This is a genomic window from Zhongshania marina, from assembly GCF_002915595.1.
GTDB classification, from domain to species: Bacteria; Pseudomonadota; Gammaproteobacteria; order Pseudomonadales; family Spongiibacteraceae; genus Spongiibacter; species Spongiibacter marinus_B.
The window spans coordinates 1-24,522 of record NZ_PQGG01000029.1; the positions used below are offsets into that span (position 1 = coordinate 1).

26 protein-coding genes are annotated in these 24,522 nt (G+C 49.2%); 3 read left to right on the plus strand and 23 right to left on the minus strand.

What is annotated here, in order from left to right; all coding sequences use genetic code 11:
* Positions 1-170: 170 nt before the first annotated feature.
* The 16 genes from C0068_RS12235 to C0068_RS12310 all read right to left on the minus strand — a co-directional run bounded on the left by C0068_RS12235 (position 171) and on the right by C0068_RS12310 (position 14,166).
* The gene (locus tag C0068_RS12235) at positions 171-1,514 is read right to left on the minus strand and encodes an IS1182 family transposase (protein ID WP_103682823.1); all 1,344 of its coding nucleotides are present in this window, start codon (positions 1,512-1,514) and stop codon (positions 171-173) included.
* 101 nt (positions 1,515-1,615) lie between these two features.
* Positions 1,616-2,338 (minus strand): type II secretion system protein N, encoded by a 723-nt coding sequence (gene gspN, locus C0068_RS12240; protein ID WP_103684762.1) that lies wholly within the window; start codon positions 2,336-2,338, stop codon positions 1,616-1,618.
* A complete protein-coding gene (locus C0068_RS12245) occupies positions 2,335-2,817 on the minus strand; it encodes a type II secretion system protein M (RefSeq protein WP_103684763.1) in 483 nt (160 codons plus the stop codon). The genes gspN and C0068_RS12245 overlap by 4 nt, the downstream gene beginning before the upstream one ends.
* The gene (gene gspL, locus C0068_RS12250) at positions 2,814-4,010 is read right to left on the minus strand and encodes a type II secretion system protein GspL (RefSeq protein WP_103684764.1); all 1,197 of its coding nucleotides are present in this window, start codon (positions 4,008-4,010) and stop codon (positions 2,814-2,816) included. Before gspL ends, C0068_RS12245 begins: the two co-directional genes overlap by 4 nt.
* On the minus strand, positions 4,007-4,990 hold the full coding sequence (gene gspK, locus C0068_RS12255) for a type II secretion system minor pseudopilin GspK (RefSeq protein WP_158249986.1): 984 nt from the start codon (positions 4,988-4,990) through the stop codon (positions 4,007-4,009). The genes gspL and gspK overlap by 4 nt, the downstream gene beginning before the upstream one ends.
* Positions 4,987-5,613: a type II secretion system minor pseudopilin GspJ gene (gene gspJ / locus C0068_RS12260; protein ID WP_103684766.1), complete on the minus strand. Its 627-nt coding sequence runs from the start codon at positions 5,611-5,613 to the stop codon at positions 4,987-4,989. Before gspJ ends, gspK begins: the two co-directional genes overlap by 4 nt.
* A complete protein-coding gene (gene gspI, locus C0068_RS12265; protein ID WP_103684767.1) occupies positions 5,610-5,996 on the minus strand; it encodes a type II secretion system minor pseudopilin GspI in 387 nt (128 codons plus the stop codon). Before gspI ends, gspJ begins: the two co-directional genes overlap by 4 nt.
* Positions 5,996-6,529 (minus strand): type II secretion system minor pseudopilin GspH, encoded by a 534-nt coding sequence (gene gspH / locus C0068_RS12270; RefSeq protein ID WP_146047890.1) that lies wholly within the window; start codon positions 6,527-6,529, stop codon positions 5,996-5,998. Before gspH ends, gspI begins: the two co-directional genes overlap by 1 nt.
* Positions 6,489-6,968 (minus strand): type II secretion system major pseudopilin GspG, encoded by a 480-nt coding sequence (gene gspG, locus C0068_RS12275; protein WP_103684769.1) that lies wholly within the window; start codon positions 6,966-6,968, stop codon positions 6,489-6,491. Before gspG ends, gspH begins: the two co-directional genes overlap by 41 nt.
* Before the next feature lie 14 nt (positions 6,969-6,982).
* On the minus strand, positions 6,983-8,203 hold the full coding sequence (gene gspF / locus C0068_RS12280) for a type II secretion system inner membrane protein GspF (RefSeq protein ID WP_103684770.1): 1,221 nt from the start codon (positions 8,201-8,203) through the stop codon (positions 6,983-6,985).
* Positions 8,190-9,674: a type II secretion system ATPase GspE gene (gene gspE / locus C0068_RS12285; protein ID WP_103684771.1), complete on the minus strand. Its 1,485-nt coding sequence runs from the start codon at positions 9,672-9,674 to the stop codon at positions 8,190-8,192. The genes gspF and gspE overlap by 14 nt, the downstream gene beginning before the upstream one ends.
* Before the next feature lies 1 nt (position 9,675).
* Complete coding sequence (gspD, locus tag C0068_RS12290; protein WP_103684772.1) at positions 9,676-11,721, minus strand: type II secretion system secretin GspD; 2,046 nt, start codon at positions 11,719-11,721, stop codon at positions 9,676-9,678.
* Positions 11,718-12,554 (minus strand): type II secretion system protein N, encoded by an 837-nt coding sequence (locus C0068_RS12295; RefSeq protein ID WP_158249987.1) that lies wholly within the window; start codon positions 12,552-12,554, stop codon positions 11,718-11,720. Before C0068_RS12295 ends, gspD begins: the two co-directional genes overlap by 4 nt.
* A gap of 223 nt (positions 12,555-12,777) precedes the next feature.
* Positions 12,778-12,948 (minus strand): DUF3012 domain-containing protein, encoded by a 171-nt coding sequence (locus C0068_RS12300; protein ID WP_233208807.1) that lies wholly within the window; start codon positions 12,946-12,948, stop codon positions 12,778-12,780.
* 124 nt (positions 12,949-13,072) lie between these two features.
* Entirely contained in the window at positions 13,073-13,246 is a 174-nt protein-coding gene (locus C0068_RS12305) for a rubredoxin (RefSeq protein ID WP_103684774.1), read from the minus strand.
* A gap of 128 nt (positions 13,247-13,374) precedes the next feature.
* Positions 13,375-14,166 carry a hypothetical protein gene (locus tag C0068_RS12310; protein ID WP_103684775.1) on the minus strand — a complete coding sequence of 264 codons (792 nt, stop codon included), beginning with the start codon at positions 14,164-14,166 and terminating at the stop codon, positions 13,375-13,377.
* Between the two features lie 113 nt (positions 14,167-14,279).
* Between C0068_RS12310 and C0068_RS12315 the strand changes: the two genes are divergently transcribed.
* On the plus strand, positions 14,280-15,251 hold the full coding sequence (locus C0068_RS12315; RefSeq protein WP_103684776.1) for a tRNA-dihydrouridine synthase: 972 nt from the start codon (positions 14,280-14,282) through the stop codon (positions 15,249-15,251).
* A gap of 22 nt (positions 15,252-15,273) precedes the next feature.
* On the opposite strand, the gene C0068_RS12320 is transcribed toward C0068_RS12315, so the two are convergent.
* From C0068_RS12320 to C0068_RS12340, 5 genes are all read right to left on the minus strand, one after another.
* A complete protein-coding gene (locus C0068_RS12320) occupies positions 15,274-15,747 on the minus strand; it encodes a DUF2505 domain-containing protein (protein WP_103684777.1) in 474 nt (157 codons plus the stop codon).
* Positions 15,748-15,852: 105 nt separating this feature from the next.
* Positions 15,853-16,263: a DUF6691 family protein gene (locus C0068_RS12325; protein ID WP_103684778.1), complete on the minus strand. Its 411-nt coding sequence runs from the start codon at positions 16,261-16,263 to the stop codon at positions 15,853-15,855.
* Entirely contained in the window at positions 16,260-16,700 is a 441-nt protein-coding gene (locus C0068_RS12330; RefSeq protein WP_103684779.1) for a YeeE/YedE family protein, read from the minus strand. The genes C0068_RS12325 and C0068_RS12330 overlap by 4 nt, the downstream gene beginning before the upstream one ends.
* 242 nt (positions 16,701-16,942) lie before the next feature.
* Positions 16,943-18,433 carry a DUF3336 domain-containing protein gene (locus C0068_RS12335; protein WP_103684780.1) on the minus strand — a complete coding sequence of 497 codons (1,491 nt, stop codon included), beginning with the start codon at positions 18,431-18,433 and terminating at the stop codon, positions 16,943-16,945.
* Positions 18,434-18,576: 143 nt separating this feature from the next.
* Positions 18,577-19,872, minus strand: coding sequence for a serine hydrolase domain-containing protein (locus C0068_RS12340; protein ID WP_158249988.1), 1,296 nt, complete (start codon positions 19,870-19,872; stop codon positions 18,577-18,579).
* A gap of 272 nt (positions 19,873-20,144) precedes the next feature.
* Between C0068_RS12340 and C0068_RS12345 the strand changes: the two genes are divergently transcribed.
* Both C0068_RS12345 and C0068_RS12350 read left to right on the plus strand, forming a co-directional pair.
* On the plus strand, positions 20,145-20,798 hold the full coding sequence (locus tag C0068_RS12345) for a TetR/AcrR family transcriptional regulator (protein ID WP_103684782.1): 654 nt from the start codon (positions 20,145-20,147) through the stop codon (positions 20,796-20,798).
* Between the two features lie 15 nt (positions 20,799-20,813).
* Positions 20,814-22,175, plus strand: coding sequence for a cytochrome P450 (locus C0068_RS12350; protein WP_103684783.1), 1,362 nt, complete (start codon positions 20,814-20,816; stop codon positions 22,173-22,175).
* Between the two features lie 106 nt (positions 22,176-22,281).
* Here the strand turns inward: C0068_RS12350 and C0068_RS12355 are convergent, their stop codons facing one another.
* Both C0068_RS12355 and C0068_RS12360 read right to left on the minus strand, forming a co-directional pair.
* On the minus strand, positions 22,282-23,262 hold the full coding sequence (locus C0068_RS12355) for a DNA-3-methyladenine glycosylase family protein (RefSeq protein WP_103684784.1): 981 nt from the start codon (positions 23,260-23,262) through the stop codon (positions 22,282-22,284).
* A 59-nt stretch (positions 23,263-23,321) separates the two neighbouring features.
* A complete protein-coding gene (locus tag C0068_RS12360) occupies positions 23,322-24,512 on the minus strand; it encodes a sulfotransferase family protein (protein ID WP_233208808.1) in 1,191 nt (396 codons plus the stop codon).
* Positions 24,513-24,522: the final 10 nt, after the last annotated feature.

The window sequence follows — 24,522 nt, forward strand, 5'->3', positions numbered from 1 at the left end:
CAGATCCCTGACAAACCCCCGTATTTTTACTGGGGTTTGTCGTTTCTACGGCTCGTTCTCACACAGGCATAGAATTTAGGCGATTCCCCAAATTAATCACCAAGGTGCTTAAATCGCCTTCTAGTCGGCTTTTAGGGTGCTAATTCAGAGGTTTTAAACGACAAAATGGCCTACGCTGCCATCAGTGCTATCTTTTTAATGTTTTGGGCGGCAGCTACCAATAAACATTGGCCTTGAACACGGTTTAATCCTTTATAACGTGCATAGCGGTAACCATGAAGCTGTTTTGCATCTGCAAAACTTCGCTCAACGGTTTCTTTTCGCCTCTTATAAATAACTTTCCCTTCTGATGTTAGCCTGTGCTGATTAATCCGCTCCTTGCTCGCTTCCCAAACATGGCGGGTAACCGTTTTTACCTGCTTTGCGTTCCTGGTACAGCGTGATAGATGCTCACAGTGTTGGCAAATACGTGGATCTGACTGGTAGTGGCGGTAACCTTCCCGATTAGTGGTTTTATAGATGAGCTGTTGACCCGCTGGGCACTTGTAGGTATCGCTATCGGCATCGTATTGATATTCACGTTTGTAGAAATAACCTTTCTTATGCGTGGGGCGGCGATAGCCCATTACACCGTACAGTCCTCGATCTTCAATGCCTTTACAAACGGCTGAGGTGAAGTATCCCGCATCTAGTCCTACTGCTTCTACTGGTAGGTCAAAGCGCTTAATTTGCCGGTCTAGCCGCTTCAGGTAAGGCACACTGTCATGGATATTCCCCGGCGTAACGTGAACATCGGTAACGATGTTGCATTTACCATCGACTGTTCGATGATCTAAGTAAAAGAACCCTTTAGGCTTTTCATCTCGTACCATGTAGCCACTGTCGGGGTCGGTAGTGCTTTTATTTATTTCTCTGGTGACTGGCGCTTTCGTTGTCGGCGCTAACGGCTTTTTTCCGTGGCGTAATCTGTCCTCCTCTACAGCGCTATCAAGCGCATCCATGTAATCTTGACGAGAGGCGGCGACCTGAACTTTGGTTTTCTTGTGTTTATTGGCGTTGGCTTTTAGGTGGGTCGAGTCGGTGAAGAGGTGCTTTCCTGATACCAGTCGTTTTGATATTGCCTGCAAAACGATTTCATCAAAGATTTGTTGGTATACACCTGACTCATTAAACCGCCTGCGACGATTTTGACTAAATGTAGAGGCATCTGGGATTTTGTCCGTTAAGTTTAAACCTAAAAACCAACGATAAGCGACGTTCACTTGCACTTCGCGAACCAGCTGGCGCTCACTGCGAACACCGAATAAGTAGCCAACTAACAACATCTTAAAGAGTAGTGTTGGATCTAAAGCTGGTCGCCCGTTATCAGCACAGTAGAGATCTTTGACGAGATCATGAATAAAGCTGAAATCGATATGTTTATCGACTTTGCGCAGCAGGTGGTCTGAGGGGACTAGCTCGTCAATACAGACGAACTCCATCGAGGATTGGGTTTGCGGTCGAGTATTTAGCATGCCCCATTATAAAAAATCCTCGCGCTTTGGCGAGGACTTTGTCAGCAGTCTGAGCCCCGCAAAAATTTGCGGGGCTTTTTTTTGAACCTATTCTCGCACGCTTACAAACGCAGTATAAAATCCTTACCGTTTGCAGGACGCCCCATGAACTGAGTCAAACTATTAAATAATGGCGTAGCGGGTGCAGGCGACAGCATCAGCTGTCCGTTCATTTGCCCATTAACCGAAATTCTCACTGTGCCACGCACCTTGGCAGAATTATTTTCGTCTATAGCCAAAACAATTCGCTTATTTTCACAGCTCAAACTTGCCGTGACCGGGGCAATACTATCAACCCCCTCAATATCGCCAGACAAGGCGTTTAGAGTCATCGTTCCCGCAATTGATATACAACCGGTCGCATTAATTTTTGCCTCTTGCAAGGCCAGCGAAATACCACCATCAAACCCCATGCTAGGGAAATTCATCGCATTTAATAGTCTTGCGAGCTGCCCTTCTACATTCACATTGCGAAGCTGCAAGGTCTGTTCGCGGCCTATACCAACATCGCCCTCGCCTTGCACCGGCTCGTTCACGGCAATAGCCAGTGGTACGCCGCTAATAAGGCCTATAGGATTCAAGGTCCAACGAATTCCGCTAAGGGTGATTCCTTGGTACTGAACCACATCTAACTCGCCCCGCCAGACTCGCCCGCTAACATTACCTACCGCCATTGCCGGTTGCTGTTTAACGATAATATCGCGCACAATCCAAGCGGGTGTGGCAACCACTAAACAAACCAGAAAAAATGCAATTCCTAAAATAATCCATACACTGCGCTTCATTCGGCCACACCTAATGATGCTCTAAGCGACACGCTACCTGGGCTGTCCAATAAGGTAATATTTGCTGAATATAAGGTCATACCCGCCACTGATAATGTTTCAATAAATTGCACAGCACTGCTGTAGTCGGTCTTAGCCACCCACACGCTATATCGCCCCGAAGACTGAGGTTCTATGCGATTGATATTGACTGACAACGCCGCAGCCGCGCCAGTTATTTGCTGCTGAGGTGAACCAGACAGCGCCGCCGACTGGGGAACAGAACCGCGCATCGACTGAATTTGTGAGGCGGCTTGCTGCATCCACGCGTAGGCGTTACGGCGCTGCTCGAGCTTGGTCTCGGCGGCAGAGTTAGCTTTCAACAAAGGCTGCCAAATCAGCATCCAAATAATAAGTGGAATCGCTAAAATGCCACCGATAATTAAAATTTGGCGCTCGCGCTCATTTCGTCCTTCTAGGAGGCGATCAATTAATTTCATTGCGCTGCTCCCCGAATACTTATCTGTCCAGCAATGCCATTACCTTCTTGTCCGAAGGCGCCGCGATCGACATCCAGGCCCTGCGCCTTTAACGCGGCCAACCATTGATCGATCTGAGCATACGACGAGGCTTTCACTAATAGTTTCATTACCGGTGGATCATTTTCATAATTAAGTTGGCTAAGGCTAATATCGCTGCGACCACGGGTCGCAGCCGCCACTTTATCTAACCACGGCATCATAGCGCCGCTACTACCAACACTTTCTAATGCATTCAACTGACTGCGCATTTGGCTGCGGGCATTCACGACCCTTGCGCCAGGAAAAGCCTGCTGATAGATCTCAACCATGCCTTTATCGAGAAGTTCTGCTTCACGAGTCATGGTGCGGGTCTGCACCACCAAACCTAACCAATGCACAAGTAACAAACTGGCTAGCAAAATTAGCGGCCAGCGCAGACGAGAAAATGCTTCGCCACTCTCGTCTTTCAATAAATAATCACCGCTCAGCAAAGACAGCGACCACGGTGTAAAGTTGCGTGCCAAAGCTTGTAAGCGGGTCTTGCAGCGAATAGCGTTTGCGGGAGCTTGCTCGACTAGCTCAGCTTGGCAATCACCGCCGAAATACCATTGAACATCTTGATCTGCCTGTTCACCCGCCGTTGCCAGTTGCTGCCAAACCGAAAAATTTGCCGTATTCATGCCGGCAATCTTGGCGTGAAAATTTGCCGCCACTTGATGTTCGGCTACCACCACCGCATTTTCTGGCAGCACCGCATAGTCCGGTAATAAAGCTTTTATGCGCAGCCCACTATTGCGCAGCACGTCTAAGCAATATGCAGCCAAATCTCGGCTAAGAATAAGCACATCTGCAGCTTGATTTGCTTTAATCGTGCCCGTGGCAATATGAACACTGTCTAAGTCGCTGCACAGCTTGTCTTCAAGCTGAAAGGGCAAGGCCGACAAACCAACGCGACCACCCTTTGGCAGCACCACGCGATGTGCACTCACGACTTCGCCAGATATCAGCACATAGCAGGCTTGACCCTCGGCCCGATCTGCCAAACTGGCAAGCTCACCCACATTCGCCAGTACACCTTCAGCAATGACGCTGGCGCGCTCTTTGTCCCAGTGCAACCAAGCAACCGGCGCATCAGGTGTCAAAGGTAAATCTATTAGCAACAACGCAGTCAAAAAATTTCTCCATACTCGCGGGCGTACACAATTGCTTTACCGTTTTTCACGACTAAGCGGCTGAACAAACGCATTTGACGCTGTTCGTAAAATACATCCGCCAAGCCTCTAAAATAATGTGACTTCACCCCAATTCCCTGTAGCAGCGTGGTTGGCATAGTCTCTTCGGACGCCAAATTTAGAGCCGTTACAAAACTTGCCACATCTGCCCAACCATTTTCAGGGCGACTTTCTAATACCGCGCTAGCCTGCTCTACCGAGATGATATTGCCTATCGCCGCCGCGAGTAGTGCCGCCTTATCAAGCGCCAAGGTGTTTACATTTATGGCGGTATTCACTTCTGGCAGCGCGCAAACATAGGGCGCGATACGCTTCTGCTCGTCCTCTTCAAACTCTGCGTACAATCCCATTTCACTCGTGGAATCGAGCAAGCCATTTGGCGGCAAATACGGATAATCCAAGGCGGTGTAGGTTAAATCCTCTGCACCGTAAATGCCTTCAGGCGAAAAATCCTCGTCTATCCAATCCTGTGTGCGGCCTATAATAAATTCGGCTCGCTGCGGAGAAATCTCCAAATTTTCTAACAGTGCCGTAAACACTTGCTCCGCCGCAGTCACATCGTCAGCTGCCCCCGTTGCGGGCTCCGCCCGATACAGCGAATTCAAATTAAAACATGCCTGCTCATCAGTGATGAGGCCCGCAATAGAGCCACCTTCAATGGGAAACACAATATCTTTTCTAGCCCAGTCCTGATTTAAAGCGCTGACTGGATCACCCGAGCTATCCTCTAGGGCAAATACTGCTATCCGCTCACCGCCTAGGGCATACCAATACCCCTGATCCATCAGGCGTTGATTTAACAGCCTCTGACTGCTGTACCGCACACCGTCGGTTAAGCCCACCGCCAATATCACCATAATAGCGACTATCAGCAAAACCATCATTAAGGCTGCGCCGCGCTGGGTATATCGCCCCTTCATTGCGATAACTCCGGCAGCAGCACGTTTAGCTGAACATCCGGCCATACGCCGGTAGACACCGTCATCCGCAGTGAGCGCGGTTGCGTCGCGTTTACCTGCGTGCTGGGCGGCCAAAACACCGACCAGCGATTGCCATCATACAACTCCACTACAAACTCGCTGACATCATTTAATACGACCTGACGCTGCCAAGTGGTATTCCCCGCTGGATCAGCAACCGCTGCGCTATAGCGAATTAACTCTTTCTCTTCACGCACATAGCGCACGCGCTCAAGCGTGCTCCCCAAACTCCGCCCCGGTAATACTCGTCTACCGCCGTGTACAAATTCCAATTCACTGTCTTCGCCGACTTGCTCCGCAACAATATTTGCCGGCATAGGATCGCCTTGCTCGTCGCGAGGAATACGAGGAATCAATTGCTCCACATCGCGCCTAAACACCGTTAAGGCCAAGGCAACTCGCTCAAGTGCCTGTTGCCGCTTTTCTATTGCTGCTTGGTTCTCCAGCGAAGAATTTAGCAATAGCGCACCAACGGTGCCCAACAAAGCCATAATGCCGACGGCAATCAACAATTCTACGAGGGTAAAACCTTGATGGCGCCCGCTGCGCATTCGCTTATTCATTTCCCAAGAAACGCCGAGCGTGTGGCAAGCGTGTCATTACTTGAGCTCAAAAACACCTCAATATCGACCCGACGAATATCGGGATGAGGGGTTTGTTCCACACTGCGCTGCCAGCGGAAATCAAAACCAGCCAAGCTCACTTTGCCGCTATTATCATTGCCGTAACCGTCGCGCAAAATCTCAACCAAAACGTTATGGGCAACCAAGTCGGCAAACTGACGTTGTTCTATCGCACCCACGCTGCCCGCGCTTTCCGTTAAACTTTTACTTAGCGCCACCGCCGCAGTTGCAAAAATAACCAAGGCCACCATAATTTCTAAGAGGGTAAAACCTCTGCTACGGCAAGCTCGGCGTTGAGAACAAGAGTTAGACAGCACGCGCATTAGGGCTCAACCATTAACTGTTCGTCTAACACCAAAGACTCCGCTCCCGCCGATGACAAGCGCCATTCAAAGGGAGAAATCTGCCCATCACCAAGAAACATTATTTGCGGCGTTGTTTCTTGGCCTTCGCTGTCTTCGCTAGCGCCACTATCTTCTGATGCGCTTTTTATCGGCTCGCCACCAACGGTAATAACTGAATCCACGCGTTCATCCAAGACAACTTCCTTGGCCAACCCCCCCTGCTGAATCGTTTGCCAGCCTTGGGCGGTGAGCACATAAAAACGTCCGCGTTGCTGTTCCCACGCCAAACCTAAACTGCGGCCACTAAATACCGCCTCGGCCCGCGCACTGCGAAGATTGCCTATTAATTTATAACGCTGCTCATACAACAATGCACCGCCATCTTTCGATGGCAGTGTTAGCGCAGCAACACCACTGAGCAGGCCGATAATAAACACCACGACCATTAACTCTAGAAGTGAAAAGCCTCGATTATTCCTGCCAGTTAACGATGTCGCTGGCAAGTTCTTCACCGCCTTCTTCCCCGTCTGCGCCGGTTGAGTACAAATCAAAAGCACCGTGCTCACCAGGCTGAATAAATACGTAAGGGTTGCCCCACGGATCTTCTGGCAGACGCTTTATATAACCATTGCTACGATAATTTTTTGGCGTTGGCCCTGTATCAGGACGCTTTACCAGAGCTTGCAAACCCTGATCCGTTGTTGGGTAAACGTGGTTGTCTAGCTTGTACATATCTAGGGCTTGTTCTAACACAGAAATGTCTGCACGGGCTTTTTCAACCATAGCGCGATCCTGGTTTTGCAGTACGTTTGGCGCAACCACGGCAACCAGCAAACCCATGATGACAATCACCACCATGATTTCTAACAAGCTAAAACCACGCTGCTTTTTTGCCTGCCAAGCGGGGGCAGCGACACTCTGGGATTTTCTATTAAATTTATTAAGCAACATACTGACAAAACCTCCTAAAACTGGGTGAGATTATTCAACTGCAGTATTGGCAACATGATTGCCAATACAATAGACAACACAACGCCCCCCAACACCACAATCAACAAGGGCTCAAACAAACTGACAAACATTTGCACTCGCGCCTGCAATTCCCGCTCTAAATTACTCGCCGCGCGCTGGGTCATTGCTTCCATTTCGCCACTGGCTTCGCCGCTGGCAATCATATAAATCGCCAATGGCGGTAACTCAGCTTCGTCTTGTAGGCAGCGACTAAAACTCTTGCCCTCGCGCACCTGCTCCCGCACCGTCGCCATACTTTTTTTCAAATGTTGGTTGGCCAAGGTGTCGCAGGCAACTTTTAATGTTTCTAAAAACGGGACGCCAGAAGACATTAAAATCGACAATGTTCTGAGCATTCGCGATGAATCTAGTTCCAACATTAGCAGCCCCCAAAGCGGGACTTTTAAAATCGCTTTGTCGGCTCTCAAACGCCGCTCCGGCGAACTCAACCACCATTTAACTGCAAAGACTAAAGCGACAATAATCATCGCCATGTAATGCCAGTTCTCCGCCAGACCATCACTCAGGGTAATAAGAATACGGGTTAGCAGTGGCAGGGCTTGATCATAGTGGGCGAACTGGGCGGTGACTTTGGGTACAACATAGGTCATCAGCGCGGCGATAACGGACAGCGCCACAAAACACAACACTATTGGATACATCGCCGCCTGCACAATAACACCGCGCAGCTTCTGACTGTCTTCGGTGTAATCGGCAAGTTGGTCGAGAATTAAACCGAGATCCCCAGACTTTTCACCAGAACTCACCAATGCTCTAAACACGGGATTAAATACTTGGGGGTGCTCGTTCAAGCCATCCGCTAGGGAATGCCCCTCTAAGACCCTCGCGCGCAGGTCTAGTATCACCCTCTTTAAATAGGCTTTGCGGGTGTGTTTCGCGGTGGCGGCCAAGGCCTCTTCCAGGGGAATACCCGATTGGATAAGCGTCGCCAAATGGCGAACAAACAAGGCCAAATCGGCAATGCTAACGCGGGAGCCGCCAAAGCTGCGGCGGGCATTTGCCGCCTTGGTTTTTTCGCGGGTTTGTTTTACATCTAATGGAAATAACTGCTGATCGCGCAATAATTGACGAGCTTGGCGCCCAGAGTCAGCTTCAATAATACCTTTCTTATTGGCGCCGCTGGCATCGAGTGCGCGATATTCAAAGGCCGGCATCACCGCCCTCTCGTACACTTCTCAACAGTTCATCAAGACTTGTTTGACCGGCTAGTACCAAGCGCCGCCCCTCACCCATTAATGAGGGCATATCATTGCCAACCTTACGTAGAATATCCTGTTCGCTGGCGCGATTATGAATCAGCTCCGCCACTTCGCGATCCACAACCAATAGTTCGTAAACCCCTTGACGCCCCTTGTAACCAGTATGCTGGCACTCATCGCAACCCGCCGCATTGTAGGCTTTTTGGCCTTCTAAGCTCGGATCGCCAAGTAAACGGGCTTCGGTTTTATCTAGGGTAATTTCGTGACGACAGTGCTGGCACAGCTTACGAACCAATCGTTGCGCGACCACTCCCTTTAAACTTGACGCAATCAAATACGGCTCTACACCGATGTCGACCAAACGCGTTACCGCGCCAACAGCGGTATTGGTATGCAATGTCGAAAGAACCATATGGCCAGTTAGAGAGGCTTGCACAGCAATCTCCGCTGTCTCTTGGTCACGAACCTCACCCAGCATAACGACATCTGGATCTTGACGGAGAATAGCACGCAAACCCCGCGCAAAGGTCATTCCCACTTTGGTGTGAACCTGGGTCTGACCAATGCCGTCGATATCGTATTCCACCGGATCTTCAACAGTTAGAATATTGCGGCGACGGTCATTCAATGACATCAAGCCGGCGTAAAGCGTTGTGGTTTTACCCGAGCCTGTTGGCCCAGTTACCAGCAAAATTCCATTGGGCTGTTGCAATAAATCTTTCAGCGTTGCGAGGGTTTTTTCCGGCATGCCAAGCTGATTTATATCAATGCGCGCCGCTTGCTTGTCGAGCAAGCGCATAACGACACGCTCGCCGTAATTCGATGGAATCGTCGACACCCGCACATCCACCGAGCGTCCGGCTATGCGCAGCGACACGCGACCATCTTGCGGCACCCGCTTTTCGGCGATATCCAGTCGCGACATAACCTTAATCCGCGACACCAACAACGGCGCCAAACGCCGACTGGGGGTTAATACCTCTTGCAAAATCCCGTCAACACGCAAACGCACCGACATGGTTTTTTCATAGGTTTCGATATGAATATCCGAGGCATCCCGCTTCAGAGCTTCACCGAACAAGGCGTTGATCAAACGAATAACCGGCGCGTCGTCCTGGGCATCTAGCAAGTCTTGCGATTCGGGAATTTCTTCCGCTAGGCGATCAAGATCAACTTCGCTGGAAATATCCCCCATTGCCGACATCGCGTCGCCCTGTTGGCGCTGAAAGGTTTCATTGATCTTGTCCTGCAGGGTCTTTTCATCGCAGAGTTTTAAATTCACCTGCCCCGCAAGCACCCGCTGAACCTCGGCTACCGCAGAAGGAGGCGTTTCTTTGCAGCACAAAACATCGAAAGACCCATCGCTGCGGTCTTCGACTAAAACGCGATTACTACGCGCAAATGCATAACTTAGCGGCTGACTCATATTATGGTGCGGCCGGTGCCGATGCTGGCGCTTTTAGTAATTTCTTTTCCACTGCCTCTTCAGCTGGCGTCATCGGCGGCGGCACAGGCTTACTCGGTAAAATCCCCGGAGGTGATGGGTCCATACCGGCCCATTCAGGCAGCACCGCCATGTCGGTGAAGGGGAATAAATTTATGCCCTGCTCAGCCTTAACCAGCTGCTCAGCGCGAATATAATTGTATTTACGCGCGCTTAGCTCAGACAAGGTACTCTGATCTCGAACTATCGTCGGACGAATAAACACCATCAAATTCCGTTTCACTTTGCTGGTGCTATCTGAGCGGAACAAACGACCCAGCAAGGGAATATCGCCCAGCAAAGGTACTTTTGCAGATTGCTCGGTCACCTGATCGTCAATCAAACCACCTAACACAATGGTTGCACCGTCGTTTACCAGCACGGCGGTTTTAATAGTTCGTTTATTCGTGATGACATCCGCAGCATCGGTAGACGGACTTAACGAAGACACCTCTTGCTCTATATTCAACTGCACCGCATCACCCTCATTGATTTGCGGTGTAAATAGCAGCTTGATACCGACCTCTTGGCGGCTAATCGTTTGGAAGGGGTTGGCATTCGTTGAGCTAGCGGTAGAACCCGTCACCACAGGTATTTCCTGCCCCACCAATATCGACGCCTCTTCGTTGTCGAGGGTTAGCAGACTTGGTGTTGAAAGAATATTTGATTCGGTATCGCTGGAAAGCGCCGTCAATAAGGCGGCAAAACTAAAGGCACCCTCTTTGAGCTTACCAAGGCCAAAGGCTGCACCGCGAACCCCACTCAGCGCCGCCGCAGCCGCCTCTTCACCAGCGAGTAGGCTGACAACACCTGGTGTGCTGCCGCTACCGGATGCGCCACCACCAAAATTGATACCGCCGGCCGGCGTGTTCCCCGAAGAATCACCCTTAAACAACCACTGAACACCAAGCTCCTTGGCGCGGTTGTCCGACACTTCAATAATAATAGCTTCAACCAAGACCTGCGCGCGGCGTATATCTAGATCACCGATGACCGACTCTAAATTGTCAATAATGTGCGGGCTACCAGACATCACTATCGAGTTGGTTTGATCGTGGGCCTCAATATTAATCAGTGAAGAACTGGTGGAATTGCTGACCGCCTTACCGGCCTCTTCGCCCTTCACCAAGGTATCGCTAATACTTTTTAGTACCGGCGCAATATCCGCCGCCTTAGCGTATTTTAAATAGCGCACGCGAATATTCGACTGATTGCTAACTTCGCTGTCGAGATCTTTCACCAAGCGCCGCAGATAAGAGCGAGCGTCGTCATCGCCAAACAAAATCAGGGTATTGGTGCGAGGATCTGCTGCCACCACCGGCTTAGCCGCACCACGTTTACGGGTTTGCTGAGACAAGACCTTGGTGAGTATGCGCTCGACTTCTTCAGCTGAAGAATGCTCAAGTACAACGGTTTCCATCAGCTGGGTATCAACTGCGTTTACTGCATTTACAATAGACATAAGCCGCCGCACATTCGACTCGCGATCGGTGATCAAAATAATATTTGAATCCGCATAGCTGGTAATCACACCAACCTTATTGTCTACCAAGGGCCTTAATGACTTTACCAATTCATCGGCATCTGCGTTTTGCAATTGAGCAATACGGGTAATAATTGACTCGCTGCGACCCATTGAGGAGCGATCAGACTGAACGCTAATACCCTCAATTTTTGCCGCTTGGTTGGGGATAACTTTTAATATGCCATCCCCTACTTCAATGGCTGAATAGCCTTCAACCCCTAATTGAAGCAAGAATATTTGGTATAGCTCGTCGGCATCTAGCTTGCGGTGACTTTCGACACTAATTTTGCCCTTAACTCGACTGTCTACCACTATGGTTTTACCCGTCAATTTAGCGACGGTGTTTATAAACTCACCAATGTCGACATTCTGCATGTCTAGGTCAAAACGTTCCGCGAATACGCTGCCGGACAAAACGACGAAAAGCCCAAAGGCAAGACAGGATTTACGCAATAAGAATTTCATATATCAAATCTTTTGGTGAGTATGGTGTCGGCACGTTGAACCAGCAGTTCAAACGAGGTGGTATTTTGCATCAGTTTAAATAATTCCTGCGGCTGCAAATCGGCAACGGACTGACCATTTACAGACAAAACAACATCGCCGGGCTCCAGTGACAACTGCTCAAACAGCCGTTTATCACGCCCCGGTTTAATCTCATAACCTAGTAATCGACCGCCTTCGTTAACCGGGTTGGCCGAAAAAAATCTAGCCAGCATCAACGGACTATTTTGCACAGTGTCACGGGCATCGCCAATCAGAGAGCGAATCTCCGGGGTATTCAAATTAACGGTACTATTGTCATCAACACTCGGTGAAGCAGCACTGCTAATACCTGCGAGCCCTGCCTTCTTATCGAGTTCTATTTTTTCTCTTTTACGGTTATTTTCAATAATGATGTATTCGGGAAGTACCGCTAACAGGCGCACCGAACCGGGCACTTCAATTTTTTCACCAACGCTATAAGCCTTGGTTTTATTCGCATGACGCAGTACCGCCACACCTTTTTCATCATTGCCGGCCACTAAACCGATGACCGTAATTTTCAGGGTGCTGCGGCGAACTTCCTTTTCGGACTCTGTGGCTGCCACCTCACCCACTGGTGGCACTCCAAATAAAGGCACTCCAAGCAAGCTTTGAACATCATAAGATGAGCCACTATTTCCCGTTGAGGAAATACTCTGACGGTCGTCCTTCACCACCGCGGAAGGTAAAGCCGGATCGCGAAGCCATGCTGATATTTGCCAGCACAAACCCGCCAAACACGCTAATAGTGCCGCCCACAGCAGCACGTTCACGAGATTCACTACGCGAGGAGGGAAAAACTTAATTAAGATGACAGAGCGATCCACGTCTCAGATTTACCCCAAAAATACCGCGAAGCGCCGAATGGTAGACGAACAGTATGACATTTTTCTTACCAAAATCGTGACCAGAGGCCAAAATCCACTTTTGTGGTCACAATTTTGTCGTATCGAATTACCCGTACTGCCCCAATCCAGCGCCGGAATCGCAAGCGTTTTACTTAAATACACAGTGCTTTGCATAATCCAGTGATTCGTTGGCAGACCAATCACCCATATCTTTTTTATCCAAGCCTGCGCACCACGCCTCACTACCCACTTCGGGCGCGCATGCCGAGACCATCAAAACCAAACTCAGCAGCCCAAACAATTTTATTGTTTTCATCATGTTAACCCCAGCAATTAATCAATCTCCGAAGTGTAACAGAGGGCCGCAGAATGAGGCACAGTGTCGCTACACTTTTCTGTAAAAAAGCGATTTACTCGGCACTCGCCCCATATTTTAGGCCAATTCAGGCAGGAACCATGTCAAAATCAAACTTGCTTATACCGCAATCAGGGCACTCCCAGTCCTCGGGAACATCAGCCCACAAGGTGCCTGCTGGAATTCCGTCGTCTGGCAAACCTTCAGCTTCGTCATAGATAAAGCCGCAAATAACGCATTCCCACTTATTAAACTCGCTCACAAACTGCCCCCACTTCCGTACCCATTAATGATATTGAATGCCCACCACAAGATGGCACCCCGCTTAAAGGCCCAAGTATACTACCGATTTCGCTACGGAAATATTAAGTAAATTCAATGATATGGCTTTTAATCTAAAGCTGTTGTCAGCGGCTCAAGGTCGAGCAACACAACTCTACGCTCCTGACCACGGGCCAAACTTATTGCCAAATAATTTACATCATCTAAATCTTCGTAGATTTGGGTAGGTGCATCATAACGCGACAGGTCAACACCATTAAAAGCCAAAACCCGATCACCCGATTTAAGGCCAAGTGCGGCAAAAATCTGCTTATCTCGTCCCTCGGAGATAATATATTCACGACCACTTACACCATCGACGACTTTTACATCTATCGCCCCAAGCAAAGAAAGCGGTCGATCATACAATCTGCGGCGATAATCAGACACCATGTGCCGTACATCAACATCCGCCCTTAAATCAACAACACGTGGTTTAATTTCTTGAGATTGCCCTTTTTGACTAATGTCTAGGCGCAAACTCATCGTTGCGGGCTGATCCAAGCCCCTCCGCTGCCACAGCAAAATATAGCTTCCGCAGTGGTCCAGCAATACCGCATCAAGCAAGATCCGACTTAGCTTTAAGCACGGCTCCGCCACTAAATCGCCCGCCAGAAATTGCCTCTCTTCACCGTCAATACTCATGAGGGCGTAATCATCTGCGCCCGCTGCAACTATTTTCTGTAGGCTAAGCTCGGTATACACATAGGGATCTTCGCCAAATGAATCAGCGTTCTCAGCATTAAAAATACGCGCCTCTTCGGTCGCCGCACGCATCACCGGAAAGCGATCTGCCAAGGCTAATATCACCCCAAAAGTTAAAACAGCATATGCCGCAGCCCGCAAAACCTTTAAAGCCACCCCTCACCCCTATCTGATAAATTTAACCGTCTATACCGACCCAACTAATAGATAAGCTAATCACACAGCGAGAGCTGCGTTACAATAGCTCTTTTGTTTCGTTGACCTCATTTATGCAATTACATCTCGCGCCGATGGAAGGCGTTGTAAACGCTCGTATGCGAGCGATGCTAACCGCCATTGGCGGCATAGACCGCTGTATTACCGAGTTTGTGCGAATAACTGACCAGCTGCTGCCCGCCAGAGTATTTCATCGCCTGTGCCCAGAGCTAGAACACGGCTGCAAAACTCCCTCAGGTACCCCCGTTTATATCCAGCTATTGGGTGGCGAACCAAATCCTATGGCGGAAAATGCAGCCAGAGCTGCCAGCCTAGGCGCTATTGGTATAGACACAAATTTTGGCTGCCCAGCAAAATGCGTCAATCGCCACCGCGGCGGCTCGGTACTGCTCGATGAACCGGAGCTACTCTACCAGATCATTAAATCCATGCGCAGCGCCGTTCCTAAATCAATACCTGTTACGGCCAAAATCAGACTTGGATTTAACGACGACAGCAAACTCATCGATATTGTTAGCGCCATCAGCGAAGCGGGAGCAGATGGCCTCACTATCCACGCCAGAACCAAAACCGACGGCTATAAACCGCCGGCGCACTGGCACCAGCTGGCAAAAGTACATTCTTATATCGACGTACCCGTGATTGCCAATGGCGAAGTATGGAGCCCTAAGGATTTTCTAGCCTGCCAGCAACAAAGTGGCTGCAGCGATGTCATGCTGGGACGCGGCCTACTCGCCCGCCCCGATCTCGCCTTAGAAATAAAATCGCTTGTAAAAGGAAATGCATATGAGCGCCAGCAATGGCCGCATATCCTTAATTTACTTGAGGCTTTATATGCAGATAGCGTAGCAAACTGCGCGCCACGCCATGTCGGAGGGCCGATAAAGCAGTGGCTAGGCTATTTGCGACGTGAGTACCCTCAAGCACAGCAGTTGTTCGAGCAGATTAAACGACTTAATACACCGGCAGATATTAGCGCCGCACTAGAAGATCATCGCGGCTACCAGACAGTAGCCGCAGCGTGATTGCCATTTCGCCGACGTAAAATTAAGCCAGCTTTTTCTTAAGATAATTCAATTCGTCCAAGGCTCCGGTGTCGGTCTGGGAGAGAATGAATTTTTCAACCTTCCCGCCCACTAGGGGAATTTTTGCTTTGCAGCGATGCGAGACACTGTATTCACAGCCATCCGACGTTTCTAACAGAGAGATTTTAGCCGTCAACTCCACCGGCTGATTTCTAACATCAATGACTAGCGTGCCTTCCCAGCCTTTTTTACTGCGCTGCCACGACTCTTCAAATTCTAAAGTTTGTTTAGAACTAAAGATTTTTGCCAATACGGAGGGTAGTTCGCGCACTACTTCTCGGACCATATGAACTTTGGCAGCATTATCGTCTTCTTCAATATCACATTCCGCACTTAACTCACCAAGAGCAATGCTGCGCTCAACGCGAAAATCGGGGTCGCACAATACTGCCCACACTTCATCAAGACTATTTGCAAACTTGCAGGTAACCGTCATTTTGTCGCCTCATCATTATTGTTATCGCGAATGCATTATTGCGCAGACGCTCGGCAAATATTAGCCCATAAAATGCTGTCGCTCTATGTCCGCGGAGCTACAAACTTAGGGCTCAAATACAAAACGGTGCAAAAACATGCCCGCAAACATGGCCATAAGAAAAATAAAGAAACTTGGCACGCCGCTCAAAATCGCCACTAAAGCTGGGGCGGGACACAAGCCACTCAAAGCCCAACCGATACCGAATAACAAAGCGCCCAATATTAATTTAGCGTCTATATCTTTACGGGTAGGCAACGAAAATTGCTCAGCGTATTTTGGTGTGGCCATTTTAAATACAAAGAAGAACCCCGGCGTCGCAATAAGTAATGCCGTGCCCATCACCAAGGCCAAACTCGGGTCCCACGCGCCAGCAATATCCAAAAAATTTTGAACCTTGGCTGGATTTGCCATTCCCGACACCGTAATGCCCGCGCCGAATAAAGCACCGGCCAGAACAATAAACCAGCGATTCATACGCCCTCTCCCAGTAGATGACGAATTACAAATACCGTCGCTGCACCGCTAGTCATAAATACCAGCGTGGCAACTACAGAGCGCATCGAGAAACGCGAAATTCCACACACCCCGTGCCCTGAGGTGCAACCGCCCCCCATTCGCGTCCCAACACCCACTAACAAACCTGCGAGCACGAGCATCGGCGTACTCGCAACACTGCTAACAGACTCTAATGCACCGCTGGATAACGCCGCCAGCAGCGCACCCAAAAATAAGCCCCCTAAAAAAATAAGACGCCAATTTCTCTCGTCACCATGCTCAAGCATGGCGCCGGCAACAATCCCCGAAATCCCCGCGATTCTGCCAACCGACCACATAAGTAATACCGCAGAGAGCCCTATGAGGGCACCGCCCACTATCGCTGAAATAGGGGTAAACGCCGTTTCTATCACCATTGCTGTGACACCTCTAATTGATAACTCACACCGTATTTCGAATCACATTTTGCAGCAAGAATAATCCTTTACCCACACAAAATATACCCCCTAGGGTATATTTAATTCAAGCATAAAATTGCGCAAGCAAAAATGAGCGCCTAAAAACTAAAAAAAGGGATCTCGCAGCAGAATACGCTGCAATTTTACGCTGACGCCCGCATAAGAAATGATACGGGCGTCAGCGCCACAAAGCAGGACGCTTAGGCTCGGCGTGAATTTCTCGGCATTTCAGCGCCGAGGTGATGATGACTCTTCGACAGCCTATTCAACTCTTCGGCCTCATACACCGCCAAAATTTCAGCGAGCTTGCGGCTAATGGTTGTACTAGCCCGAATCATCTCGATTTTAGGCCATGTCGCCCGCTCGCCTTCGGCAATAAAAAACTGCAGTTCATCGGGTGTTAATTCGGTAAGCAATTTACGAGGATCAAAAAAGCGATATCGCGGAATAATATTAATATCACCTGTGTACTCTTGATTGATCACCGAATACACAATGTTAGTCACGCGGCGCACACGGGGAGAGTTTTTAAAATACTTGCGCGCCACACTGCTACCGACCTTAGAAAACTCCTTAATGCTCCGCCCACCGAGCTGGCGCAGGGCGTTGAACAAGCCGCTGTTTTCAATTTGAGTATCGCGCACCGCCCACAGCACGATGGGATTAGTCTGACTAACAATAAAGTGATTCACACCATAGAGCCGGCTCAATCGTTTTGCGGGGAGATCATCACTCACCGAGCCATCAATCCAGCGTCGGGTAGCCAAATACGGCTGCGGATGGCCATGAACATTTTTAGCTTCCAACATGACCGGCGGGTAAATGCCAGGTACCGCGCAGGACGCCAAAACCGCCTTGCGAATATAAACATTGGGAGAGGCAATAGCATTCAACAGACGCGAGGTTTGATGCACGTCAGATGGCGAAATTGAAATATTAATATGCCGCCCAGTACGCTCAAATGCTTCTTGAAAAGTAATATCGGGAATCAGCTTCGCGATCTTCTCTTTTAAGACTTGATGATTGATACGCGGTGAAGACTTAGACATGCGACCGTTTGCAAGCTCGACTTCGGCAAGCAGCAATTTTCCAAGATTCTCGGTTTCTAAAAAGGTCTGCAGCTCCTCATCCGTGCGCGTTCCTAAGACTGCTGCGATAAGCGAGCCGGCACTAGAACCAGAAATAATATCTGGCAATAAATTTTGCTCAACAAGCGCTTTCACCACCCCGATATGGAAATTACCCAGCACCGCGCCACCGCTTAGCATCAAGGCCGATTTGCCATAACACTTATTGGCGCGCCGGAAAAAGTCTAACCGCTCTATAAAATTGGGGGATTCAGAGTCTAACTGTGCCAGATGCTCTAGCGCATCGCGAATTGCATCAACGTAGTCATGGATAAGCTGTTTGGTACCAAACTTTGCCCGCGCATACAGCACTGGCTTGCCCATGCCGCCCATATTGCCGTGAATGCCTTCATTAAGTGTAAATAACAAACCAATATTGTCGTTATTTTCACGAAAGTAGCGCAAACGCTCCAAACGCGACCGTATTGACGCGTAATCGTAAAGGCTGGTTTTATCTATTTTCTTCCAATGTTCTCGGCCAGAACAGCGGTCGTGCTCTTTGGCTAGCTCGTTCCACTCTTCATAGCTACTCGCAAGTCGCAGTTTATTTTCCAGTTTTTTCACAATTCAACCTACTCGTCGTATCGACAATATTTGCGCTTGTTTCTAAAGCTTTACACCACTCTAACGAATAGCTATGACGCTGACTATAGGCATTTATCATTAATTTTTAGAAAGCCAGCGATGACCACCAATTTTTGAGAAGATCACAGAACTTGTGTGTAAATATAATCCATATCGACACAAGGTTTGCAAGTTTTGCTAATTCCATTGAGTAATTTCAGTAAACTCGGAAGGTGATTTCCAATCACTGGCTTTCCAGAGGTAAGCAATGACACGGCGATATCGCGCTCAGGATCTGCCCAGCACAGAATATTCGAAAAACCTAAATGCCCGTAGGCATAATGGGTCTTCGGCCCGTATAGGCCAAGCGGGTTCATACCCAGCATCATGCCGGCGCTATAGCGCATTGGTAAAACAATCAGAGAGTGGTCAAACTGTGGCTTACCCATTTCACGCGTTGCGCGATTCACTGTCAGCGGCGTAAATATACGCTTGCCTTCCCACTGCCCTCCCTGCAACAACATTTGAAAGAAACGCCCCGCCTCCTCTGCGGTCGCGTACAAATTAGCCGAGGCAATTTCGGCACTTAAAAATGCCTCGCTATTGGAAATATCAACCACATCAGACACACCAACCCCAAGTATTTTTGCCAGCTGACGCTCCACCACCCCTAAATTTGGCAAACCGGTAGCGTAATTTCGCGCGACCAAGGCCTGATCCTTTGCCTCCAAACCAAATCGGAAATACCTCATCCCCATTGGCTTGCGAACAATCTCATCAAGGTATTCATTTAGGGTTTTACCGGTGACAACACGAATCAGCTCAGCCTGTATAAAGCCTCCAGTAATAGCGTGATAAGCCAACACGCGGCCATCGCTATGCAAGCCCGGTTGCTTGCAAATTTGCTCAACCGCTGCAGCCTGATTAAACAGCAGATCAATATCTACATCATCCGGTATACCCGGCACCCCAGCGCGGTGCGCAAGTAGTTGATACACCGTGATTTGCGCCTTACCCTCCGCAGCAAATGCGGGAATATAGTGACTAACAGGATTGAGTAAGTCGATCAGGCCATCTTCCGCCAATTTATGTATTAGCATTGCCGACACAGCTTTTGAGGCAGAAAACAAACACACTGGGGTCTGCAATGAGGCAACACGGGCTTGGGTGTGGTTCGCACCATCCGCATAACCAATAGAGCGGTTTAATAAGACATCCCCACCCCGGCGCAGACATAAGCTGACCATCGGATGCATTCCCGACTGAAACAGCGACTCCGCATGCCCCCAAAGCGCCTCAATATCTTGCTGGGCAATACCGTGCTCAATACCGGCAACCTCTTGGGGATCAATATCTAGCAAGCCAGACACATCGTTCGGAACAGAAATACCGCGAAACACTAAATTACGGTAACTGCGATACTGGTCTGATAACCACATATTATTGCTCTTCATAGAAAAATCAGCCGAAGTTTATAGCATGTCTAACAAGGCTACTCTATGACGCAAATGACATTCACCACTAGCAATATCGGCCACATCCAGCTTGCAAGCCCCTAAAATTCCTCATGTTTAATCAAAGCTGCAACTCCGAACCATGTAGCACAAGATGCACGAAATCCACCAGTTCATAAACGCGACTATGAATTTAACTTGACGCCGAGCGCCAGCTAACTCAATATTAAACACGTGTTTAATATTGAGTTAGCGCCGTGAACCTAACAACAAGCCCGCGCAAGCGGGGTCGCCCGAAAAAGAGTGAAGCCCCCGCACTCTCTATCGAACAACTGCTAGATGCCTCTGCGGTGATATTTGCCAGAGATGGCTATGACGGTGTCTCTCTGCGCAAACTGCAAGATGAGCTGGACGTCAGCTACACCTTTTTCCACCACTACTTCAGCTCAAAAGAACAGCTTTGGCAGGCGGTGGTTGACCGCCTATGTGGCGCAACTACGGCCAAAGTATTAGCAGCACTACAACACATTGATGACGACCACAACGAGCTAGACGCGCTAAAAGAAGGGATCGCGGTATACATTCGCAGCGCCTTTGAGCACCCCGCGCTTTACCATATATGCCAGCAGGAATCGCTGCGGGAAGGCCCTCGCCTCAGCTACATTCACAAACATTATTTTGAACCCGCCTGGCAGCTCATTGGCAGCATGGTCGAAAGGGTAGATAGTCTCGGCCTAATCAAAAACATCCCCACCGAAACCCTATTTTTTGTGGTTCAGTCCGCCACCGCGCCGGTGGTGCAGCTACCGTTTTACCAGCGCCTCACCGGCAAAGCGGAGTTAGATCCTGAATTTGTAGAAACCCATATTCAACAATCCATAGACCTGCTGTTTCACGGCTGGCACAAATAAAAAACGGAAGCCCACATGAAGACATCAACTGAGTATTTAGACCTACCCCGCAAATCTACCAGCAAACTCCAACACCTGCCCGGTGACAGTGGTGCCTTGCCGATTCTTGGCGATACCGTCGAATTTTTAACAGATTATCTAGGTCTGGTTTCTCGGAAGCATAAGCTCTACGGTCCTATCTTCCGCAACAACGCATTGCTGCAAAAAACCGTCGCGCTACTTGGGCCAGAAGCGAACGAGCTCGTGTTAAAAGACAGTGACAAAATATTTTCTAACAAAATGGCTTGGGACCCACTGCTCGACAAACTATTCCCAGATGGGCTCATGCTGCGGGATTTTGACGAACACCGCTTTCACCGCCGTATTCTGCAAGCCGCGTTTAAAAAAGATGCCCTACAAGGCTATCTCGACGATATGAACCCGCGCATGCGTGAAGGCGTAGCGGACTTCCCAAAAAATGCGGAGTTCGGATTTAAAGACAGTATTAAATCGCTACTTTTAGATGTTGCCGCCCAAATTTTTATGGGCGTTAAAATGGGCGAAGAAGCCGACGCTATCAACAAAGGCTTTTTGCACGCAATGGAAGCCTCAATGGCCGTTGTAAAATTGCCGATACCCGGCACAACCTGGCAAAAAGGCTTAAACGGCCGCAAAACCCTAAAGGCCTTTATTGAAAAACATATTGAGGCAAAGCGTAGCACCGAAAGCAGTGATTTTTTCTCGCAGTTCTGTCACGCCAAAGACGAAGACGGCAATACCCTCAGTAACGAAGCCGTGCGCGATCACACCATATTTTTATTGTTTGCCGCCCACGACACGACCACCAGTACGCTTTGCTCAATTATTTATGCGCTAGCAAAAAACCCAGAGTGGCAGGATATTTTGTACGAGGAATGCAAACTAATCGACGGCGACCACCTCAACTACGACGACTTACCAAAACTCGACAAGGCTGCCCTGGTCATGAAGGAAGCACTGCGCATGTTCCCACCAGTGCCAGCTATTCCCCGCCGCTTAATAAAAGAAACTGAAATTATGGGCTACCGTCTACCGGCAAATACCGGCATCGGCATATCGCCCCTGTTCACCCACTATATGGAAGAATGGTGGACGGAACCCACCAAATTCGACCCTGAGCGGTTCTCCACCGAACGCGCTGAACACAAGCGCCATCTGTATCAATGGGTGCCGTTTGGCGGCGGTGGTCATAAATGCATCGGCCTTAACTTTGCCGAAATGCAGGTAAAATTATTTATGTTCCACCTGCTGCGCAATTACACCATCAGCGTGAAACCAGGCTATGAAATGAAATACAACGCGGTGCCTATTTCATTCCCAACCGACGGACTGCCAGTCACCATCACGGCACGGAAATAAGCCATTTTAATATGCCGAGCTTAGTCACTTTTGTCGTACTAAGCTCGGCTTAAACCAACTCATTTGTTAACAACCCGGCGAAAAAACTTCAAAGAGCCGTAAATAACTAAAATCCATCACCAGACTGCATCGCCCATAGGTGTGCGGCGACCAACGCCCGCCAGGGTGAAAATTGCGCGAGCCAAACCTGCGTTTCTTCCGCAGTGATTTTTACTTCACGGCCAAGTAAGAGCTGTAAGTTTCGCCTTACCGCAACATCGCCATGTAAGGATCCATCTAAATAGCCAAGCCCCCGCAACAACACATAATTGACCGTCCACGGACCAATGCCACGAATTGCCAATAATGCTGCACGAATAGCATCAGCTGATTCATCCCCTAATTTTTCCTTATTATCCAGTATCGCTAGTTCCTTGCTCTCTATCGCCGCTGCCAGTGCCAGCAGGGTGTTCGCCTTGCCAATAGACAGGCCTAAACTGCGCAATTGTTCGACCTTACTCGCGGCAAGACTAGCGGGATCGGGGTGGCACAATAGTCCCTGCGAATGCGCAACACCGAGGCTTTGAATAAAACGGCGCCGAATAGATATCGCTGCGTTGACGCTAATTTGTTGGCCAGTAACCGCCCAACATAAGGCCTCAAATGGGCTCGCGGATTGCGGCACCCGCAAGCCGCTGCGGCGGTAAACTAAACTAGCCAACTCGCGATGGCCGGCGACTGCTTTTTCAAATTCCTCTACATCTTGATCCAAACCCAGCATACGCCGGCTCAGCCCCTCAAGGCGCAGGCTCCAACCCTCGCGAGTTGCAGCACTAATGCGAGGCTTCTCGGTGTCGATATGTAAACTCACCTTCGCAATATTAGAAATAAAATGAATTCGTAAACAGGCGGCGAAGCCATCCCACAGCATGGCCTTATCTAAGCTATTTACTAATTGAGGGGACGATGAAAATTCGGCATAGGTGTAAACGCGCTCGGAAACCTGCTCTTTATCCCGGTCATGAAAGGCAAGTACGTCCTTAAATCGAAAACCCGCCGGAAGCGGAACTTCTATGTCAAGGACGACGCCTTTTGGATTCACGGCCATTGTTAAATCAGTCTTCAGCGGGGCGGAACAGCGATCGTAACAATATCCCTGACTAAAACCTATTCAACAAAGCGTTTGCGATATTCGGAAAACTGCTGTTTCAGCCCGTCCTCAGTTAGGCCAAATTGCTCCAGTGTATATTCATGACTGGGGCGACTATCCCGACGATTTTCTTCTTGGTGCTTTTCCATCGCAGCGCGGGCGGTATCAGTCAACTCCATATCAATAAAGTCGTAGACTTTTTTAACTGATGACAGCGGATCCACCACGGTATCTTTGTACCACACATCTAAAAATGCCTGCGGCTGCTCCTCTCTGGTTTTAAGAGTGTGCAAGGTGCCGCGCGCGTACTTGGCCGCCCATTGTTCACCCACCACTTTACCGTCGACATTATCGCTGCACATAATCCACAGGTTGTAATTCATGCTGGCTGCCGAGGGAATGGTTTGTAGCGGATCACGGTGAGTCTGCACAATTTTAGCGTCGGGGAATACCTTTAATAAGGTCGCAATGTGATGAATATGATGCGGCGTTTTTAAGAGCCAGCGCTCTGCCACCTGGCCGGTTTGTTTCTTCTGCCACTGCAAACATTGCAGTAGACGCTTTAGGTATTCATAAGCCGGTGTGTTGTCGTGCTCATCATTCCACTTACCATAGCTTGGCACATTGCAAAAAGCGTCCGGTACGGTACTGTAAAAACTGTGCTCGAGTAGCAATATATCTTCATCTGCCGCCACTGGATCCATGGGGTGAATCGCCGCTAATTCTGGGTTTGCTTCTAGCATCGCGGCCACTTCCGCCTCTGCAGAAGTTATACGGGCATCCTTACTCTTGAAATCCCAATCCAGCTCCGGCGCGGGATTACGCACCTCATACCACAACGGCGCATAAAAGCGCTTATCGGCGGCAAGTATGCGATGGAAAAAAGTTGAACCTGTGCGCTGTAATCCAATAATGACTACCGGCGATTTTATCTCTTCATCCAAAATTTCTGGATGCTTTTCTATCCACGCCTCTACGCGTAAGCGATTAATAAGAATATTTAAAATACGCTGATACTGACCAAAGCGACCACCAGGATTTAAATTCGCTTCGTCATTTAAGGATTTAACAAGAACATTTAAAGGCTCACGAAAAGACTCGTCACCAAAGTCCTGCAAACCGGTGGCATCCATTGCCGCAGCCAGCAAGGCTTCTGGGCTTAAATCCACCTCTGGAATGGCAAACTCTTGGCTTTGATCTGTGCTCAAAATTCAATCT